We start from the raw sequence: 19,959 nt of genomic DNA on the forward strand, positions 1-19,959 counted from the left end.
ATGCTCGTGAGTAAAAGTGTACAAAACCGGAATAGCGGACTGTCTGTAGACACTGCTGTTTCTGGGAAAACTATCATTTCTAATGATCTGGAAACTGTGTGGCTTAAAATCTGCGCGGGTCTGCGCCGTGATCTGGGCGCACAAATTTTTGGCCAGTGGATAAAGCCGATCAAACTCTCTGTTTTTGATTCGGAAACAGGATTATTGCAGTTGGAACTTCCTTCGGAATTTGCAGCCACCTGGGTCCGCGATCGCTATGCCGAACGTCTGCTGCTCGCATGGAAAGCCCACCACGCTGCCGTCACCGATCTTGCGTTTCAGGCCCAGTCGGGGACTGCGAAAATTGCCCAGATTTCGCATATCAATGGTGCTGCGGCACAGGCAAATATCAAAGCCGTTCCCGAAAGCAAATTTCGTCTGGATCTCGATCCCCGGATGACTTTTGACCAGTTTATCGCCGGTCACTCGAATGTTCTCGCGCTCAACGCCGCTCAACGCACGGCCGCAGCCGAAAAGCCGCTTTTCAGTCCACTCTACCTCCAGTCGTCGACCGGCCAGGGCAAGACGCATTTGATGCACGCTATCGGCCATGCGTTTCGCGAAGAATTTCCGTCTTCGACCATCATCTACATGTCCGCCGAACGGTTCATGATCGAATTTGTGTCGGCCATGCGCCGCAACGAGGGCATGGAATTCAAGGCATCGCTGCGCGAAGCCGATCTGCTGATGATCGATGACATACAATTCATTGTCGGCAAGAATTCAACGCAGGAAGAATTTCTCCACACGGTCGATTCGCTGATCAGCCAGGGCAAACGCGTTGTCGTGGCCGCGGATCGTCCTCCGCAAGCTCTTGATGGTGTCGACCAGCGCCTGCTATCGCGACTGTCGATGGGCCTGGTTGCGGATATCCAGTCTGCTGGCCTCGAACTGCGCCGCGACATTCTCGACCATCGCCTGGCGACCATGCCGCACCAGCATGTGTCGGAAGAGGTCGTTGACTTTCTTGCCCGCACGATCAGCCGCAATTTGCGCGAACTGGAGGGCGGCCTCAACAAGCTGCTCGCTTATGCGCAACTGACCGGTCGCGAAATCAGCCGTGAACTGGCCGAAGAGCAATTATCGGATATATTGAGCGCCTGTCGCCGCCGGATCACGATCGACGAAATCCAGCGCACGGTTTGCGAATATTACCGGCTCGATCGCAACGAAATGTCATCCAAGCGCCGCGCCCGCGCGGTTGCCCGCCCACGGCAGGTCGCCATGTATCTGGCAAAGGTAATGACGCCGCGCAGCTATCCCGAAATCGGCCGGAAATTTGGCGGTCGCGACCACAGCACGGTGATCCATGCGGTCAAATTGGTCGAGCATTTGCGCGGCGAAGATAGCGAGATGGACAATGACGTCCGGATGCTCCTCCGCCAGCTTGAAAGCTGAATAGCTAACAAGCCGGGCGGTGGACGGTCTATTTTTTCTCGGGGGCTATCGAAATCCGGACCCGTTCGCCGCTGTTTCCCGGAAAGTCGGTGAACATGGCTTCAACCAGATTCGGCACGAGGTAGGTCAGGTTCTTCGACCGTGACAGGGCTTCGGCCTTGCCTTCGAACAAGCGTTCGCCATCGACCGCACGGTCAATCTTCATATCCAGCTCCGTGGTATACACAGTAAAGCTGCGGACCCCGTCATAGCCGGAAAAGCCGTAGCCTCCGTACAGGAACGGATCGTGGAAACCGTAGCGATAGCCAGGGCGTCTGTAATATCCGCCGAATCGGGCAGAAGGATAAAATGGATCAGGGTCGGCAACGACCTTGTCCCGTCCCTTGTCGATTTCATAATCCATGCTGACGATCAGTTCTGCCGCTGCGGGGTCATCGCTGCGCCGATAACCAAGATCGAGCATCTGTTGCTCAACCAGCATCGCATATTGACCGAACTCGAGCCCACCGGACAAATCAGGGTCAGCAGCGACGACAGTGAAGCTTTGGCCCGTGGTGTCAGGAAGCGCGACGAAGCGCTGGACATCCGCACGAAACGGCGTTGCACAAGCTGCCAGCGACAGAAGTGCGAGCGGCGCAAATAGGGAAAGCCCCTTGCGGTTGAAGACTTGTGTCGCGAGAATAGTCATATTTCTTCCTTCAAATTACCCACCATCTTGGCCGCAAGATAGAGAAGCCGGGCTGAACCGACTTTGAACGGCGACAGATTGACGCCCTGCGACCGACTTGAACCCTTTCGGATCAAGTACACAAGGGAAATCAGGGTTATCTGCTGATCGTTGGGAAAAGACACGCACCGCGCAGCGGACGAATCGCCCGACCTGCGCGAATCGAATAACGATCACGCAAAAGAAAACCCGCCACAATCGGGCGGGTTTTTCTATACAGGTCTGTAAGGTCGCTTAAGCTGTTTGCAGCGCGGCAACCCGTTTTGTCAGACGGCTGAACTTCCGCGAAGCCGTATTCTTGTGGTAAAGCCCCTTGGTAACACCGCGCGCCAATTCGGGCTGTACGGCTTTAAGAGCTGCTGCTGCCACGTCTTTATCACCAGCCTCAACCGCAGCGTCTACGGCCTTGATCTTGGTGCGGATCTGGCTCAGGCGATTTTTGTTAATCGCGGTACGGCGCGTGTTGCGACGGATACGTTTTTTTGCTTGCGGCGTATTAGCCATGAAAAAACCTCAAAATCTGAAATTAAATGCCGGTACTTATCGGATAGCTTCCGGCTCAAGAGCGCGGCCAATAGCGTGACTGCCGATTCTCGTCAATAGCTTAGTGACCGGCTTATTTCTGACATCGCGAGCAGTAAAAGGTCGACCGCCCGCTGTCCACTCGCCGCAGCACCGGCGCACCGCATTTGCAGGCCTCCCCTTCGCGTCCATAGACCCGCCAATCCTTGGCGAAATAGCCCAGTTCCCCGTCCGGTTGCACGAAATCACGCAGGGACGAACCACCAGCCGCGATGGCCGCGATGAGAACCTGCTTTATCGCAGCAACGAGCCGTTCATAGCGGGGCTTGGAAATCGCACCGCCTTTCAGGCTCGGCGATATTCCCGCCATATGCAGCGCCTCGCATACATAGATATTGCCGAGTCCCGCCACCGTGCGCTGGTCGAGCAACAGTTGCTTGATCGGAGCCTTGCGATCTTTGGTTGCCGCTTTCAGATAGACACCGGTAAAGTCGTCACTCAGCGGCTCCGGCCCCATCGTGACAAAAGGCTTATAGCTGTTGAGATCCTCGATTCGCACAATGTCCAGCGAACCGAATCGACGGGGGTCATTCATCACCATCCGGTGACCGGCATCGGTCTCTATGAGCAGATGGTCATGTTTTGCCAGTTCTGCCGGATTGATCCGCCAGCGACCGGACATACCGAGATGGAAGATCATCACATCGCCGCGATCGGTTTCGATCAGCCCGTATTTGGCACGCCTGCCAAGTGAAGTTACCACCGCACCGGTCATCCTTTGCCGCAAGTCCACAGGAATTGGCCAGCGCAGATCGGCACGACGCGGTTCCACCAGAGTCAGGCGCTGCCCTTCGAGCACCGGCCGCAAACCGGCAACGGTTGTTTCCACTTCGGGCAGCTCGGGCATGACGTTCCTTATCCGTTACGGTCCAAAGGGCAGCTATAGAGTGATTGCAGTGCTGCCAAGGCTCGTCTACTCGGGATTTCAAAGAAAAATTCAGCACGGACACAAAATGGCTATCGAAAGCAAAACTGTCTCCTTCGGCTATGAAGAGGTCGACGAGAGCGAAAAGACTGGCAAGGTTGGCGCGGTTTTTTCCAGCGTCGCATCCCGCTATGATGTGATGAACGACGCGATGAGCGCCGGGACCCATCGCTTGTGGAAAGACCGCTTCGTGCGCCGCGTAAAACCGCGCGCTGGCGAGACTATCCTCGACATGGCCGGCGGCACCGGAGACATTGCCTTTCGCATGGTTGACAGCGGCGCCGACATCACAGTCGCCGATATCAACGCGGAAATGCTGGCCGAAGGCGTGGAACGAGCGCTCGAAAAAGATGAGACACGTCTGGTCTGGAGTCAGCAAAATGCCGAACAGCTGAATTTCCCAGACGCCCATTTCGATGCCTATACAATTGTCTTCGGCATTCGCAATGTGACCCATATCGACAAAGCCCTGGCCGAAGCCCACCGCGTGCTGAAATATGGCGGGCGTTTCTATTGCATGGAATTTTCACAAACCAGATGGCCGGGCTTTGACAAGGTCTATGACACCTATTCCCACCATATCCTGCCGAAAGTCGGCAAAGTCCTGGCGAATGACGAAGCCAGCTATCGCTATCTTGCCGAATCGATCGCGAAATTTCCGCCGATGGAAGAGTTTCGCTCCATGATTCAGGCTGCCGGATTTAGCCAGACCAAAGTGGAGCCGATGATGGGCGGCCTCGTCGCGATCCATAGCGGCTGGAAGGTCTGAGCAAACACATACGATGACTAGTTCCCGCACCCACATTTTCCGCCTGCTCAAATGGGGGCGTACGCTCGCCAAACATGGCGCGCTTCGCGATCTGGAGAAGCACAAGGCGACACCGCCGCAAGTCCGGCGCCTGTTCCGTATTGCACGGATCGGTACATTCCAGCCGAAGGAGCCTAATTATTCGGCGGCGCTGCAGGCTATTGGCCCGGCGGCGATCAAGCTCGGCCAGACGCTGGCGACACGCCCCGATGTGATTGGCGAAGCAGCGGCGCGCGATCTGCTGCAATTGCAGGACAGCTTGCCGCCGGTGCCGTTTGACCTGATCCGCGACGAGATCGAGCTAAGCCTCGGCAAGTCACTGGACGAACTGTACAGCTATATCGACCCCGATCCGGTGGGAGCGGCCTCAATTGCCCAGGTTCACCGCGCCACCACGCTGGAAGGCAGGGATGTTGCTGTAAAGGTACTGCGTCCGGGTATTATCAAGAAGTTCACCCGCGATATCGAAACCTACGAATGGGCCGCCGCCCATCTAGAGGCTCTCGGCGGCGAGGCAAAGCGTCTGCGGCCGCAGCTGGTCATCGCCAATTTCCGTCGCTGGACTTTGCGCGAACTGGACCTGCGCCGCGAAGCAGCCAGCGCTTCGGAGCTTGGCGAACATATGGCTCAAGTCGATAAATATGAAATTCCGGCCATCGACTGGGACCGGACATCGGGCCGGGTACTGACGCTCGACTGGGTCGACGGGACTAAAATCTCGAACCGCGAGGGACTCATAGCAGCCGGTCATGACCTTGATGACATTGCAAGCAGGCTCGTTCACACGTTCCTCAAGCAGGCAATTGAGGCCGGCTATTTCCACGCCGATATGCATCAGGGCAATCTGTTCGTGAAGGCCGATGGCACGATTGTCGCGATCGATTTCGGCATCATGGGGCGGATCAACAAGAAAGCGCGCGTCTGGCTGGCGGAGATTCTGTACGGCCTCACCACCGGCAATTACAAACGCGTAGCGGAAATCCATTTCGAAGCGCAATATGTGCCCGATCATCACAGCATGGAAGACTTCGCTACCGCATTGCGCGCGGTAGGCGAACCAATGCGGGGAAAACCAGTGAGCGAATTGTCGGTCGGCGATATGCTCGACGGGCTATTCGCGATCACGCGCGATTTCGACATGGAGACCCAGCCGCATCTGCTGCTGCTGCAAAAGACGATGGTGATGGTCGAGGGCATTGCCACCGACCTCAATCCCACAATCAATATGTGGGACGCCAGCGGGCCTTATGTGAAGGAATGGATACGCGGCGAACTGGGTCCGGAAGCTGCGATTGCCGACCGGATCAATGATGATCTGGGCACCATCATGATGCTGCCCGATATCGTCCGGCGTCTCGATGCCCAGCTCCCCCGCCAGGGCGGCGCACCGCCCCCACCACCTGTGGCGGACATAGAGCTTATCTGGGATAAGCGGAAGAAGAGTCAGGGCGGTGGATTTTGGCGCTATGCTCTGACGGTGGCTGTGGCAGCAGCTGCTGGAGCCGGCTCGGTCTGGATGTGGGGATGATTTCGTGACCAAGCATATTCTCCTGATAATTGGCGGCGGCATTGCCGCCTATAAGGCCAGCGAACTGATCCGTTTGATCAAGAGATCCGGTATGACAGTACGTTGTGTTCTGACGGAATCAGGCGCTCAGTTTGTCACTCCGATGACGCTCGCGGCCCTGTCTGAAAATGAGGTGCACACGACGTTATGGAGCCTCAAGGACGAAGCCGAGATGGGGCATATTCAACTTAGTCGTGAGGCTGATCTGGTCGTCGTCTGTCCGGCGACTGCCAATCTGCTCGCCAAAATGGCCGGCGGAATAGCCGACGATCTGGCGACAACCTTGCTCCTCGCCACCGATACGCAGGTGATGGCGGTCCCGGCAATGAATGTGCGGATGTGGCAGCATGCCGCCACCCAGCGCAATATCACCCAGCTCAAAGCAGACGGCATCATCGTCATGCAGCCAGATGAAGGCGCTATGGCCTGCGGCGAATTTGGCCCCGGCAGATTGCCGGAGCCGGAAGCGGTAATGGCGGAGATTAGCGCGCTGACGGGATCACCCTCGCTAGTGGCTCAGGAATCCGGGCTTGGTCGCAATCCGCTCGACGGCCAGCCCGCCTTCGCCCCCGACCGGCACCGTCCGCTGCGCGGCAAGCATGTTCTGATCACCGCGGGACCGACCCATGAACCGATCGATCCGGTGCGCTATATCGCCAATCGCTCGTCCGGCCGTCAGGGCTTCGCCATCGCCGCCGCCGCCGCCGAAGCCGGGGCGCAAGTGACCTTGGTCGCCGGCCCCGTACATCTCGCTACGCCGACCGGCGTCAGGCGCGTTGATGTCGAGACCGCACTTGAAATGGAAAAGGCGGTGCACAACGCCCTGCCCGCCGATATCGCGATCATGGTTGCTGCCGTCGCCGACTGGCGCGCCGACAGCCAGTCCGGACAGAAGATCAAGAAAAAGGGCGCAGCACCGGCTCCGCTCAAGCTGACCGAAAATCCGGACATATTGGCTGGCCTTGCGCGGCACGAGAAACGCCCCGGCCTGCTCATCGGCTTTGCCGCCGAAACCGAGAATGTCGCCGAACATGCCGAGGCGAAACTGGCGAAAAAAGGCTGTGACTGGATTGTCGCCAATGATGTCTCCGGAGACGTGATGGGCGGTACAGACAATAGCGTCCATATCATCACCAGGTCCGGCAGCGAAATCTGGGAACGCCTGCCCAAAGCGGAAGTAGCCCGGCGTCTTGTAGCCAAAATCAGCGAGGAAATTGCCTGATGTTCGAGCCCGTCAATATTGCTGTCAAACGACTGGATCACGCCGGCGACCTTCCCCTGCCCTCCTATGAAACCAGCGGCTCGGCCGGCATGGACATTCGCGCTGCGGAAGGTCTCACGATCGCGCCGGCTCAGCGGGGACTGGTCGGGTCGGGCTTCGCCTTTGCCATCCCTCACGGCTATGAGATTCAAGTGCGCCCCCGCTCCGGACTGGCCCTGAAAAAGGGTGTCAGCATTCCCAATACACCCGGTACGATCGACAGTGACTATCGCGGGGAATTGAAAGTCATCCTGATCAATCACGGACAAGAAGACTTCGTCATCCAGCGCGGTGACCGTATTGCCCAGATTGTGATCGCGCCGGTGCAGCGCGGCATTCTCAAAGAGGTTGACCGACTCGACGAGACTGCGCGAGGAGAAGGCGGTTTTGGTTCAACGGGAGTTTAGGAAATGAGTATTTCAACGCTAATTCTAGCAGCAGCGCTGCAGACCGGTTCGATCGCCAGTTCGGATATACCGCCAATCCCTGACAATTTGAACAGCGTGCAGGTTGCAGAATTCAGATATAAACCGGAATATACCTACAGGGAATCGCTCAAAGCGCGAAAACTAACCTCCGGTTGTACACCATCAGAAAAAGTGTCCGGCGGAGGAAATTATTTCGTCGAAGTGCTGTTATTGGTAGACGGCAAGGGCAGTCTCCGCCGGGTGACACCAATCTCGATCCAGTGCCCGGCTCTGGAAGAATATGTCGCGCGCTATTTTGCCCGCGCAGGCGCGCATAACATGAAACCTACACCCGATAGAAAACCCGCCTGGCGGCGCAGCGTCCTGAAATTTTACTGGTAGGCTATTGGACCTTTCAGACGAACAGCTCGACCGTTATGCCCGCCATATCGTGCTCAAGGATATTGGCGGAGTAGGGCAGAAGAAGCTATTGGACGCCCATATTCTGGTCGTTGGCGCGGGCGGTATCGGCTGTCCCGCCATTCAATATCTGGCAGCGGCCGGAATCGGGGCGCTGACGATTTTCGATGATGATATCGTGTCGCTTTCGAATTTGCAGCGGCAGGTTTTATTTGGCGAGAATGATGTCGGGAAAGAAAAAGTCGAAGTTGCCAAAGTTGCCGCGCAGCGTATCAACCCCGATGTTGACATATTTCCTATAAATCAACGACTTACCGCGCAATATTTTTCTGGAGACGCTGCAGCATTTTTTGCGCCGTTTGATGCGATTATCGACGGGTCGGACAATTACCAGACCCGCCTGCTGGTTTCCGACCTCTCGGTTGAGCACCATACCCCGCTGGTTTCTGCGGCAATCGGCCAGTTCCAGGGACAGCTCGGAACCTTCCGCGGCTGGGAGGCAGACAAGCCCTGCTACCGCTGTTTCGTCGGCGACGCGCTCGACCCCGAAGATTGTGACAATTGCAGTGAAGTTGGCGTGCTCGGCGCGATGGTCGGCCTGATGGGCAGTTTCGCGGCGATGGAAGCGATCCGCGTGGTCACCGGCTTCGGCGAGGACCCCGCCGGAAAACTCCAGCTTTTCGACGGCCTCGCGCCCTCGATGCGCAGCATCAACCTGCCCAAGGACCCGCATTGCAAAAGCTGCGGTACGCCCCCGCCAACTTGATCCGTCACACATTTGATCAAACCGCCAACTTGACCAACCAGAAGCGTGCCGCAACCTGGTCACGTCCGGCACGCACATGAAAATTTCAGGAACATGCGTCGGATTCCCTGACCACGGAAGTACTAGCTCTGGAAATCATCTATCTGTTTGTAACCATGGATTTATAGAGCCTGAGCTCCGTCCCTGATGCCAAATATATTTGTACCGATGTCCGCCCAATCACGAAAGCGAACCAAAGCCTTTTCCGTGGTGGATGGCGGCAATTGGCCGCCAAGCAAGCCTTTCTGCGGTAGGCCAACAAAAATCGTCCAATGATTTGAGTGCGACCTTCGTCGCCGGATGCTAGAAGACAACCGTGTGGATGATACTGCACGGGCCTTTTCACTGATAATATAAAAATGCAGGGTAGCAGCAAAGTCGCCAAAGCGTCTAATGGAACGGGACATTATGGATTTCGATCGCAGTAAAATTATCCGGGCCGCCATTGTGATAGTGCTGATCATCGGCGCAGCGTCCATATATATACGCGCCACGGCTCCCCAGACTGTCAAGGTCTCCATCCTGACCGAAGGTCCTGCAGAACAAAGCCTGTCTGTTGTCGGCCGCGTTCGGCCCCTCGATCTGGTCCAAATTCAATCGGAGCGCGCGGGCGCTGTGATTGAGCTGCTATATGATGAGGGCGATCAGGTATCAAAGGGGGCCTTGTTGGCCCGGGTGCGGGCCGAGCAGGAGCGCGCTGCCATTGCCGTAACCGCCGCCCAGATCAAAAGCCTGGAAGCGCAGCTGTCATTGGCAGTCAAGAAGCAGCAACGTCTAAAAACATTATTCGCGCAGGGCTGGGTAACGCGCGCGGCAATGGATGAAGCGGATGCCGCCGTTGCCGCCGGCCGGGCCAGCCTGGAAGCGGGTCAGGCTTCGGCGCGGCAAGCAGTCGCTGCAGCGCGCGAATATGATATTCTCGCGCCGATGACAGGAACAATATTGAGCCGCCCTATCGACGCGGGTCAGGTGGTTTCGACTGCCACGATCCTGTACGAAATCGGTTCTGACGGGCCGATCGAGATCCGAGCGGAAATCGACGAATATTATGCCGACGCGGTACCGCTGTCCGCAGATGTCATCATTTCTCCCTCCGGCAGTGATCAGCGGTTCAAGGGCCGTATCACCGAAATTTCGCCGCGTATCGATTCGTCTACCGGCGGAAGGCTGATGCGTTTTGCAAGTGAAACGGACGACGCAAGCCTACGCCCGGGACGGTCGGTAAATGTCACTATAGTGGTGAAAAAATATGACAATATATTGTCCGTTCCGCGAACCAGTCTGTTCAAGAACCGCGGGCAGAATCAACTATATATCGTGGAATCCGGGAAAGCTGTCCCGCGCAATGTCATCTTGGTGGACTGGCCGGGGAGCAATGTCATTATCACCGATGGCGTAAAGGCCGGAGAGCGTGTCATCCTTGACCCGCTTTCGGTCCAGGCTGGCGAAGAGGTCGATGTGGTCGTGAGCAATTCAGACAAGGCAAGCTGATGCTGTTCGCGATTCGTGTCGCCTTTCGCTATCTCCTTGCCAATCGCGTGCAGACAGGCTTGCTGATCGGCGGTGTTGCGCTGAGCGTTGTCGTGTTTGTTTTCATAACCGCGCTGATCAAGGGGCTAGCGATATTTCTGACCGTGCAGACGACCGGTCAGATTTCGCATGTCGACCTTGAACCGCCGCGGCGCGTGGCAGCGGTACAGAATGACGACGACCGCTTTGCCGCCCAGCCCGTGTCCACTTTTCAGCGCCAGCAAATTCTGGGCTGGCAGCAAGTCGTGCAGCAGAGCGAAAGACTGCAGCATGTCGTTGCGGTTGTCCCCGAAATAACCGGCAACGGATTTCTGGTGCGCGGCGCCGCGGTTGCACCGATTGCGTTGCAAGGCGTCGATCCGTCGCAGATTGACGCCATCATACCCATTTCCAGCTATATCATCGACGGCTCGTCGGACCTTTCGAGTGGTGGCCTGGTGATCGGCGCCGACCTCGCCGATGATCTTGGCCTGAAAGCCGGTGTCCCGGTGCTATTGCGTTCTGACCGCGGCGTGGAAAGGCTGATCCCGATAACCGGAATATTCCGGGCCGGGCTTGCCAATCTCGATCGACGCGTCGCTTATCTCTCGCTGGCGACCGCCCGACCACTGGCCGATCTGCCAAACGGCGTCACATCGATAGCTATCCGACTTGATGATCCGGAAAAATCCTTTCAGGTCGCCGGACAGCTGCAGGCTCAGCTGCCGCTCAAGGTCACCGCCTGGCAGGAAAAGAACCGCAATCTGGAAGAAGCACTGGAAGCGCAGAACCGCACAGGAATTTTCATTCAGGCTTTTGCGATGGTGGCCATCATGATTTCGATTGCCAGCGCATTGCTGCTGACCAGTGTCCGTCGCCGGAGCGAAATCGGCATCATGCGTTCTTTCGGAATTTCGCGCAGCTTTGTTGCAAGCGTATTTGTGTTCCAGGGCGTGATTATCGGTTTCCTCGCTTCGCTATTGGGTGCTGCCATCGGCTACCGCCTATGTCTGTTTCTCGTGGAACGATTTGTCGCGCCAGACGGTAGTCCGCTGCTGCCGATAGCCCCGGCTGAAGGCGGCTATGTGCTGGTCATCACGCTGACAATCGCAGGCTCTGCTCTGGCGGCTATTCTGCCTGCCCGGGCAGCGGCCCGCCTGGATCCGGTCGAGGCGATTCAACAATGACGTTGCTGAAAGCCGATGGCCTCACCAAGAGCTTTTATAATGGTGATCTGGAGACGGTCGTTCTGAAAGGGATCGACCTCGCTCTGGAACCGGGCGAAATGGTTGCGCTGCAGGGTCCGTCAGGGTCCGGGAAATCAACATTGCTCAATATATTGGGACTGCTGATGCAGCCGACGGGCGGAACATTGTCCTTCATAGGCGATCGCGTATCGGGACTATCGGAAAAGCAGCTGTCGGCGATCCGTAACCGGCATTTCGGTTTCGTATTCCAGTTTCACAATCTGCTTCCGGATTTCACCGCGGTTGAAAATGTGGCATTCCCTGCAGCAGCACCGGCTGGCGGTATTTCGAAAGCGATGCGAGAACGGGCAAAGAGCCTGCTTGAGCGCGTAGACCTGTCGGACCGGCTGGATTATGCGGCAAACCGGCTTTCGGGGGGGCAGAAACAGCGCGTGGCCGTGGCCCGCGCCCTGATGAACCGGCCGCAGCTTGTCTTCGCCGATGAACCGACGGGCAGCCTGGATCAGGAAAACGGGGCAAGAGTGATGCAGTTGCTGCGCGAAATTAACCGGGAGGACAAAACAACCTTTCTGATATCGACCCATGATCCGGATATTGCAGCCATATGCGACCGCCAGATCAACGTGGTCGATGGCCGTATTGCCTAGTTCGGCCAGGTGCAGACTGGACGGCATGGCCGCTGCTTGAGAACCGCTGCCTTGCTTTGCCGGGTACGATCACCCGTGTCGCAATCGTTCAAAAAATAAGACGGCGCAGAATACAAGCTTCCCCTCCCCGCGAAATTTGCGCTTTAGCCAAAATCGGCTAGGACAGGAAAAAACAGGGAGGAACATTATGACATTACCGGTAACCGGCCTCGCCGCCGCGATTTGTGCGTTGCTGCTGATCTATTGCGCCTATGCGACGGTGAAAGTTCGCATCGCCAACCAGATCGGCTTTGGTGATGGCGACAATCCCGATCTGCTCGCTGCCCGCCGCACCCATGCCAATCTGTCGGAACATGCGCCGATCTTCCTGATCATGCTCGGTATCCTTGAACTGGCCAATGCCGATCATCGCGGCATCACGATCATCGCGGCGGTCTTCCTGATTGGCCGTGTCGCCCATATCGTCGGCATGGCACAGCATCACAAGGGCGGCTCCCCGCGCTTTCGCCAACTGGGCGTATTGGCCACATGGCTGACCACGATTGCGCTGGCCTTGTGGATTCTCTTTCTGTTCGTGACGATGCACGTCCTCTCCTAACAACCGGCGCCGATTGCGAGGCGCAAATGGCAGGGACTACCCCTGACTAGACGACCCCTGACTAATTGATGCATTGAGACGGCAAAGCCGGTCGCCTAGTTTCCTCCTGACAATATAGGAGAGAGAATAATGGCATTGGTATCCGTAGTAGGCGCAACCGGCCGGCAGGGACTGGCGCAAATGAGACAGCTGGCCGCAGCAGGCCACAAGGTGCGGGCGCTCTCGCGAAGCGAGAACCCCGATCTCGGCGGCAGCAACGTCGCCGACGAGACACGGGTCATCGATCTCTCCGACGAATCCACGTTCGTGCCGGCGCTGGAAGGTTCCGACGCGGTTTTCTATACCCATCCCCTGCAATCACCCGGCGATCGTTCGGAGCTGGTCGCCAAACTGGGTTCGGCGGCACTGGAGGCCGGATTGGACCGTTTCGTCTGGAACACGTCGGGCTGGATTCCCGATCAGCCGGGAGAAGCCCATACTTATGGCGACAATACGGGTGCGATCAACGCGCTGTTCCGCACCGGCATACCGGCGACCGTCTTTGGATCGGTGCTGTTCATGGACAATTTGCTGACCAACTGGGCGCGGCCCTTCATCGTCCATGAAGACCGCTATGTCTATGCGCACAAGCCTCATTTGCAGGCCAACTGGATCAGCCTCGACGATGTCGGGAAATGCATGACGGCGGCGCTGTCCCGCCCGGATCTTGAAGGTGCCTGGATGAATATCGGCGGTCCGCAAGCGCTGAAACCGACCGAGGTCACCGAGGCCCTGTCTCGCGTGTTCGGCCGGGAAATTAAATATGATCCGTGCACGCCGGAGGAATTCGGAGCGCTGCTGGTCAAGGCTCTGGGCGATTCGATGGCGGAAGAAGAGAAACAGCCGATGCGCGACTTTATCGCGTCCTTCTATCATTATAATAATGATTCCCCGACCCAGCCGTTTCTGGTCAACACAGACTATATGCACCGCCGTCTGCCCGAGGTCGAATTTGAAACGCTCGAGCAATGGGCAGCGCGGCAGGACTGGTCCGATGACGCGCACCGGCCGTCGGCGGGCTAGATTCCGAATGCTTCATGGGGTCTGTTCCTGAACTGCGGCGCGTGATCGGTGGGAACGCTCCCATCGATCACGTTTGACCTCCACATCATCTGCGGAGCAAAGCTAGAAACTCGCCCCGTCCACGTCGCGCACCGGCAGATGCTGCCACTCGTCCGGTTCAAACATCCGCATATTCACGCCCATCCGCTCGGGCGACGCGGTGATCGGGGTCCAGTGGGTGTGCGAACCACAGAGGGCACAGTTCCACGTGGTGATCATCTTGTCGCCCTGGACATAGGCGTTCAGCGCCTCCGGCTTCGCCTCGACCTGCACCTCATCAGGATGCCAGTAGCCGCCTATCCAGCCGGTCTTCCGGCATAAAGAGCAATTGCAGCGCGACACTTCGGCGGGCGGTTCCGCGACCGTGATCTGCACCGCGCCGCAATGACATTGGCCTTTCATGACAGCAGCTTCAACATAGCCGCTCAACACAGGCCATGCGACAGGACCTGATCAACCCAGTCCGGCACCAGATCCCCCGCCCTGCCCATCCGGCTTTCGTGGAAATGGAAACTGCCCTCCGACGGGTCGAGATTCATCTCCAGCGTTTGCGCGCCGTGATAGCGGGCGGTCTGGACAAAGCCGGCCGCCGGATAGACCGCGCCCGATGTACCGATCGAGACAAACAGGTCGCAGCGGGCCAGCGCCTGCTCGATCCGCTCCATCTGATAGGGCATTTCACCGAACCAGACGATATCGGGGCGCAGACAGCCGGCCTGGTGGCAATGCGGACAGGGTGGCCCGCTGGCCATCACCCCGTCGAACGGGGAGTGGGCATCGCAGGCCAGACACCAGGCGCTGTTCAGCTCGCCGTGCATATGCAGCAGACGTCTGGAACCGGCGCGGTCGTGCAGATCATCGACATTTTGCGTGACCAGCAGCAGCTCGCCCGCCCAGGTCTGGTCGAGCTTCGCCAGCGCCTGATGCGCGGCGTTGGGCTGCACCGTCTTGAGCTTGGCGCGGCGCTCGTCGTAGAATTTCTGCACCAGTTCGGGATTGCGGACAAAGGCTTCGGGCGTGGCGACATCCTCGACGCGATGCCCTTCCCACAGACCATCCGGACCGCGAAAGGTGGCAACGCCGCTCTCGGCGCTGACACCGGCGCCGGTGAGGATGACGATATTGTTGATAGTGTTTCGCATATTGTCTTTCTTCGTCATGCCGAACTTGTTTCAGCATCCATTTCGTCTCATAGAAATAGCGTAGAGTATAGTGGGGTCCTGAAACAAGTTCAGGATGACGAGACCGCGCTCAGGACGAACGGGAAGATACAGAATGACAGCCATCGGAATTATCGGCAGCAGGGGCCGCATGGGACAGGCGCTGGTCGAGGCCATCGCGGAAGCGGGTCATGAACATGCCGGCGGCGCCGATCAGGGGGATGATGTCGCGGCGCTGATTGGCTCAAGCGATGTGCTGGTCGATTTCTCCTCCCCGAAAGCGCTACAGGCGACGCTTGATGCCTGCGTCGCGGCGGACAAACCGATTGTCATTGGCACCACCGGACTGGAGGCCGAGCATCACGCCGCCATCGATCAGGCCGCGACCAATATCCCCGTGCTGCAGACCGGCAACACCTCGCTCGGAGTCAATATGCTGGCGGCACTGGTCGAGCAGGCGGCGAGCAAGCTCGGCGATGACTGGGATATCGAGATCGTCGAAATGCACCACCGCCACAAGGTCGACGCCCCCAGCGGCACCGCGAAATTACTGGGCGAAGCGGCGGCGCGCGGACGCGGGATTGATCTGGCGGCGCATAGCGAGAGCGGCCGCGACGGCATCACCGGCGCGCGGGAAAAGGGCGCGATCGGCTTTGCGGCATTGCGCGGCGGATCGGTCGCCGGTGATCACACGGTCATCCTGGCGAGCGACGAGGAACGGATCGAGCTGACCCACCGGGCGGAAAACCGGATGATCTTTGCGCGTGGTGCAGTGAAGGCGGCTGGGTGGTTGGTAGGACAGAAGGCCGGGCGGTACGGGATGGATGGGGTTTTGGGGCTTTAGGTGGCTGGGCCCGTAATCTGCTGGTGATCAATGGGAAAATCACGGATCGCCCGGTTTCCGGACAGAGAAACTGCATTATTATTTTCCGCTATTATTCGCGACCGCGGCAAAAACGAGTAATGCAATATTATTGATAATAGCAGCAATTCCCATATAATGACTTGCCTTCATAAGCTTCAGCTATATCAATCAAGTGTTGAAAAATGGGGCTTAAATGCAAAAACTATTCTTGATCAGTTGTGCTTTTTTTTGGGCGGCACCTGTGCTTGCCGCAGAAGAAATTATTTTCGCACCGCCGGGAGACTGGGTCAGCGAACAATCTATAGATCTGGAACGAACCATATCCAACAAGGATGCTGCGGCCGTCCTTTTGGGAATGGAACAACAATTGCGTTTCAATAAAGATGATGACGAATTTTTCTTTGGAACAAAGATTCTCGTGCAAACCCCACAAGGTTTGCACGCCATGGGTACCATTTCCATTCCCTGGTCTCCGGACACATCGACACTGATCGTTCACCGACTCCATATTTTGCGCGGCAAAGAGGTGATCGATGTGTTGGGGAATGGGCAGACGTTCACGATATTGCGCCGCGAAGCCAATCTGGAATCCGCCGCATTGGATGGTGTTCTGACTGCCGCCATTCAACCTGAGGACATGCAAGTTGGGGACATTGTGGACATGGCATTTACCCTCCGTGTTGTTGATCCGGTGCTAAAAGGCCATTCTGAAACTACGGTCGCTTTTCCCAATAACTCGCCCGACACGGCATTTTCGCTGCGAGCCTTCTGGGACGATGGTTCCAATATGCGATGGCAAAAAAGCAATTCCCTGCCCGAACCGAAAGTCACATCTCAAAAAGCTTTGACGCGATTGTCACAAACACTTCCGGGAACCTCCAATCTAATACATCCAAAAGGTGCACCGGCTCGTTATGCACCTGTTCGCGTGATTGAGTTCACCGACTATGGTGCATGGAACGAAATCTCGGCGCTGATGGCTCCGCTATATATTGATGCCGCACAAATCCCGGCCGATTCATCCTTGATGGCAGAAGTCGATAAAATTCGCGAAGCTGGCAGCGACCCTAAGGTCCGCGCTGAATCCGCCCTCAAACTGGTGCAGGATCGCGTGCGTTATGTCTATCGCGGCATGAACACCGGCAACCTCGTTCCCGCAAATGCCGTGACGACCTGGAAAAGAAAATTTGGTGACTGCAAGGGCAAAACAGCCCTGCTTATCGCCATTCTTGCAGAGCTTGGAATTAACGCTGTTCCGGCTGCGGTAAGCAGTTCAGAGGGCGACGGACTGGATCAAAAATTGCCCTTGGTCGGCCATCTCGATCATATTCTGGTCAGGGCAGAAATTGCCGGAAGAACCTATTGGCTCGATGGAACCCGGCAAGGCGACTTCAACATCGACAACATCGAAGTGCCACCGTTTCATTGGGCGCTACCGGTCATGGTTGACGGTGCGCCACTTGAGCCTTTGATTCAGCAACCTTTTGAAAAACCGAGCGAGTTCACTGATATCTGGATTGATGCGAGCGCGGGTAAATCAATGCCCGCGGTCGTCGAAGTGAAGAAGATTTTGCGCGGGGACGAGGCTGTTGCCAGCAAGACTGTCCTCGAGCAACTTTCGGCCGAAGATCTGGATAAAGCGCTGCGCAGTTATTGGGAAAGAAAATATGATTTCATAGAACCTTCGGATTTTGGCAGCCATTTTGACCCGGTGAGCGGCGAATACCGATTGACGGTGTCGGGAACTGCAAAGCTGGACTGGGGATGGAGAGGATATCAGCTCGACGGTGCCCGAATTGGATGGGTGGCCGAATATGAGCGCGAAGACGGCCCCAATATGGACGCGCCGGTTACTGTGCCGTTTCCCTATTTTGTCGCCCACAAGCAAACAATAATCCTGCCCCACGACGGTGTCGGCTTCTCGGTGGTAGGAGAAGATGTGGACAAGACCGCCGGCAGCTACGCCTTCAAGCGTGTCACAAGGATTTCCGGCGATGAACTGGTCATGGAATCGAGCCAGCGCAGCCTGGCAGGAGAAATGCCGTGGGCCGAGGCCGTGGCTGAGGCCGAGCACATTACTGCGTTGAGCAAAGTTCTCGTCTATGTGAAACATCCATTTAACTATCGACTGACCCCATCGGAAATTGCAGCGCTGGATGAGAAAAAGCCGGCAAGTGCAATGGAATATAATAGTCGCGGCAACGACTATCTGGATATTCGGGAATATGACAAAGCCATTGCCGATTTCACCAAGGCAGTGGAGCTGGATCCGGCCCATGCATATGCCTGGGCCAATCGCGGTATCACCTACGCACACATGAAAAATGTGGCGGCCGCAAATGCTGATCTAAACAGAGCGGAAGAAATTGACCCCAGGGTTGAAGTCATCTTTCACGGCAGAGCGGTTCTGGCAATGGCTGCGAAAGACATCCCTTCAGCGGTTGCAGCCTTGACCAGAGCGATTGATATGAAGGACAAAAATAGCTGGGCGCTGGAGCAGCGGGTCAACCTTAATTTTTTCCGCGGAGATTATGACAGCGCGATGGCAGATGCAAAGACGCTGCTGGATTATGATCCGACATCCTTCACGGGTGCATATTTCAAGGCAAAAACTCTATCAGAGACAGAACGATATCAAGAAGCCTTGTCCTATCTGGACAGTAACGATCCCAAAATATCCAATGAAATGGATTTTCAACTCATGCGGGCGGAAATTCATGTGCAAATGGCGGACTTCGAAGCCGCTCGTGAATCATACGGCCTAATTCGCAGCAATGCGGATGGGAATAGCAGGCAGTTTAATGCCCTTTGCTGGAGCCTCGCGACGGTGAATTTTGATCTGGAGACTGCACTGCACGACTGCGATGCTGCGTTGAAGCTCGAACCCGGCGAGCCCGCCTATCTCGACAGCAGAGCAATGGTCCTTCTCCGAATGGGTAGATATCAGGAAGCGATTGAAATGTATGACCAAGCCTTAGAGAAATCTGCGGATTTTGCCGTTTCACAATATGGTCGGGGTCTTGCCAAGATAAAGAGCGGCGACCTAGCCGGAGGCCAAGCTGACCTGAAGGCGGCAGAGCGTTTGCACCCAGGAATTTCCGCAGAATATAAACATATGGGTCTCGACTTGCCCTGACCAAAGTCTGGCAACCGTTCTATTTCTGAATGTCACAGGCGCCAATCGCGCTGACGTTGGGAGCCGAGCCTTCCGATCTTTCTCTCTTGATGCAGAAACTGTGAGTGGCGGTGATTGTGCGCTTGGATTAGGCGCTCCGGGCCACCTGGTCGCCCCGCCGCAAGCTTGCGCCTGGTCCGGCGATTCCCTTCCCACGATAGATTGGGTTGGATTCCGGCCTGCACTCGGATGACAGGGCCGGGACGGCCGATTTTCCGCCACCCCAACACCTTAAACCCCGCTGACGTGCATCCCCGCTGTCTCGGGCGCGTCCATTACTGCGCCGACATCGATGGGGGCATAGTCCTCAATATGCGTCTCTGCGTAACCGGCGCGCTCGTCGTAACCGCCACCATCGGCACCAAAAGTCTCATCATTCCAGGCTTGCAGTCTCTCCATCCGGAGGCGGTCGATCTTGCGGGCGGGTTCCTCGGGGACCAGAACGCGTACGCCCTTTTCATAGCGGCCGATTTCATAGCTGGCGTCAACATATTCGACGGGCTGTGTCGGGGACGTTTGGACAGGGACATGGGGCATCTTGTATGCATTCTGCCCGAGCGCATAGCGTTCGACCGGATCTGCGGGTGGCGGGGCGGAAAGACGGGGGTGCATCGACTGTTCGGTGACATGGCCTAGGGCCAGTCCCGACATCAGCGCCAGCGACACCCCGATTGTCATGTAGGAAAAAATCTCCGTCCGTGTCTTTTTTCGATTCCCCATGCTCCAGATACGCGCAGCTTTGCGATCCGTTCCCGGT

The 19,959-nt window shown here is 56.9% G+C and carries 20 protein-coding genes; 14 read left to right on the forward strand and 6 right to left on the reverse strand.

The window, feature by feature from the left end; all coding sequences use genetic code 11:
• A complete protein-coding gene (gene dnaA, locus ACWFTY_RS00005) occupies positions 1 to 1,437 on the forward strand; it encodes a chromosomal replication initiator protein DnaA (RefSeq protein ID WP_447525355.1) in 1,437 nt (478 codons plus the stop codon).
• 28 nt (positions 1,438 to 1,465) lie between these two features.
• On the opposite strand, the gene ACWFTY_RS00010 is transcribed toward dnaA, so the two are convergent.
• The 3 genes from ACWFTY_RS00010 to mutM form a co-directional block, all read right to left on the reverse strand.
• Positions 1,466 to 2,125, reverse strand: coding sequence for a DUF4136 domain-containing protein (locus ACWFTY_RS00010; protein ID WP_447525356.1), 660 nt, complete (start codon positions 2,123 to 2,125; stop codon positions 1,466 to 1,468).
• 273 nt (positions 2,126 to 2,398) lie between these two features.
• Positions 2,399 to 2,668 carry a 30S ribosomal protein S20 gene (gene rpsT / locus ACWFTY_RS00015; protein WP_067202399.1) on the reverse strand — a complete coding sequence of 90 codons (270 nt, stop codon included), beginning with the start codon at positions 2,666 to 2,668 and terminating at the stop codon, positions 2,399 to 2,401.
• 112 nt (positions 2,669 to 2,780) lie between these two features.
• Positions 2,781 to 3,593 (reverse strand): bifunctional DNA-formamidopyrimidine glycosylase/DNA-(apurinic or apyrimidinic site) lyase, encoded by an 813-nt coding sequence (gene mutM / locus ACWFTY_RS00020; RefSeq protein ID WP_447525357.1) that lies wholly within the window; start codon positions 3,591 to 3,593, stop codon positions 2,781 to 2,783.
• Between the two features lie 106 nt (positions 3,594 to 3,699).
• Between mutM and ACWFTY_RS00025 the strand changes: the two genes are divergently transcribed.
• From ACWFTY_RS00025 to ACWFTY_RS00075, 11 genes are all read left to right on the forward strand, one after another.
• Positions 3,700 to 4,440, forward strand: a complete 741-nt coding sequence (locus tag ACWFTY_RS00025) for a class I SAM-dependent methyltransferase (RefSeq protein WP_447525358.1) — start codon at positions 3,700 to 3,702, stop codon at positions 4,438 to 4,440.
• A gap of 13 nt (positions 4,441 to 4,453) precedes the next feature.
• Positions 4,454 to 6,007 (forward strand): 2-polyprenylphenol 6-hydroxylase, encoded by a 1,554-nt coding sequence (gene ubiB / locus ACWFTY_RS00030; RefSeq protein WP_447525359.1) that lies wholly within the window; start codon positions 4,454 to 4,456, stop codon positions 6,005 to 6,007.
• Between the two features lie 4 nt (positions 6,008 to 6,011).
• Positions 6,012 to 7,268, forward strand: coding sequence for a bifunctional phosphopantothenoylcysteine decarboxylase/phosphopantothenate synthase (locus ACWFTY_RS00035; protein WP_447525360.1), 1,257 nt, complete (start codon positions 6,012 to 6,014; stop codon positions 7,266 to 7,268).
• On the forward strand, positions 7,268 to 7,714 hold the full coding sequence (gene dut / locus ACWFTY_RS00040; RefSeq protein WP_447525361.1) for a dUTP diphosphatase: 447 nt from the start codon (positions 7,268 to 7,270) through the stop codon (positions 7,712 to 7,714). Before ACWFTY_RS00035 ends, dut begins: the two co-directional genes overlap by 1 nt.
• A gap of 3 nt (positions 7,715 to 7,717) precedes the next feature.
• Positions 7,718 to 8,116, forward strand: coding sequence for a hypothetical protein (locus ACWFTY_RS00045; protein WP_447525362.1), 399 nt, complete (start codon positions 7,718 to 7,720; stop codon positions 8,114 to 8,116).
• A gap of 4 nt (positions 8,117 to 8,120) precedes the next feature.
• A complete protein-coding gene (locus tag ACWFTY_RS00050; protein ID WP_447525363.1) occupies positions 8,121 to 8,900 on the forward strand; it encodes a HesA/MoeB/ThiF family protein in 780 nt (259 codons plus the stop codon).
• A 432-nt stretch (positions 8,901 to 9,332) separates the two neighbouring features.
• Positions 9,333 to 10,430 (forward strand): efflux RND transporter periplasmic adaptor subunit, encoded by a 1,098-nt coding sequence (locus tag ACWFTY_RS00055; protein WP_447525364.1) that lies wholly within the window; start codon positions 9,333 to 9,335, stop codon positions 10,428 to 10,430.
• On the forward strand, positions 10,430 to 11,635 hold the full coding sequence (locus ACWFTY_RS00060; RefSeq protein WP_447525365.1) for an ABC transporter permease: 1,206 nt from the start codon (positions 10,430 to 10,432) through the stop codon (positions 11,633 to 11,635). The genes ACWFTY_RS00055 and ACWFTY_RS00060 overlap by 1 nt, the downstream gene beginning before the upstream one ends.
• Positions 11,632 to 12,303 carry an ABC transporter ATP-binding protein gene (locus tag ACWFTY_RS00065; RefSeq protein WP_447525366.1) on the forward strand — a complete coding sequence of 224 codons (672 nt, stop codon included), beginning with the start codon at positions 11,632 to 11,634 and terminating at the stop codon, positions 12,301 to 12,303. The genes ACWFTY_RS00060 and ACWFTY_RS00065 overlap by 4 nt, the downstream gene beginning before the upstream one ends.
• 187 nt (positions 12,304 to 12,490) lie before the next feature.
• The gene (locus ACWFTY_RS00070; protein ID WP_447525367.1) at positions 12,491 to 12,901 is read left to right on the forward strand and encodes an MAPEG family protein; all 411 of its coding nucleotides are present in this window, start codon (positions 12,491 to 12,493) and stop codon (positions 12,899 to 12,901) included.
• A gap of 129 nt (positions 12,902 to 13,030) precedes the next feature.
• Positions 13,031 to 13,963, forward strand: a complete 933-nt coding sequence (locus ACWFTY_RS00075) for an SDR family oxidoreductase (protein WP_447525368.1) — start codon at positions 13,031 to 13,033, stop codon at positions 13,961 to 13,963.
• 102 nt (positions 13,964 to 14,065) lie between these two features.
• Here ACWFTY_RS00075 and ACWFTY_RS00080 read toward each other — a convergent pair whose 3' ends face one another.
• Both ACWFTY_RS00080 and ACWFTY_RS00085 read right to left on the reverse strand, forming a co-directional pair.
• Positions 14,066 to 14,404 carry a GFA family protein gene (locus ACWFTY_RS00080; protein ID WP_447525369.1) on the reverse strand — a complete coding sequence of 113 codons (339 nt, stop codon included), beginning with the start codon at positions 14,402 to 14,404 and terminating at the stop codon, positions 14,066 to 14,068.
• 23 nt (positions 14,405 to 14,427) lie between these two features.
• Positions 14,428 to 15,144, reverse strand: a complete 717-nt coding sequence (locus ACWFTY_RS00085; protein WP_447526923.1) for an NAD-dependent deacylase — start codon at positions 15,142 to 15,144, stop codon at positions 14,428 to 14,430.
• 133 nt (positions 15,145 to 15,277) lie between these two features.
• Here ACWFTY_RS00085 and dapB point away from each other — a divergent pair, with 133 nt between their 5' ends.
• Complete coding sequence (gene dapB / locus ACWFTY_RS00090) at positions 15,278 to 16,006, forward strand: 4-hydroxy-tetrahydrodipicolinate reductase (RefSeq protein ID WP_447525370.1); 729 nt, start codon at positions 15,278 to 15,280, stop codon at positions 16,004 to 16,006.
• 214 nt (positions 16,007 to 16,220) lie between these two features.
• Positions 16,221 to 19,163, forward strand: a complete 2,943-nt coding sequence (locus ACWFTY_RS00095; protein WP_447525371.1) for a tetratricopeptide repeat protein — start codon at positions 16,221 to 16,223, stop codon at positions 19,161 to 19,163.
• Positions 19,164 to 19,433: 270 nt separating this feature from the next.
• On the opposite strand, the gene ACWFTY_RS00100 is transcribed toward ACWFTY_RS00095, so the two are convergent.
• A complete protein-coding gene (locus tag ACWFTY_RS00100; RefSeq protein ID WP_447525372.1) occupies positions 19,434 to 19,880 on the reverse strand; it encodes a hypothetical protein in 447 nt (148 codons plus the stop codon).
• Between the last annotated feature and the right edge of the window lie 79 nt (positions 19,881 to 19,959).

The sequence above is a fragment of the Parasphingorhabdus sp. NYA22 genome (genome assembly GCF_976973735.1).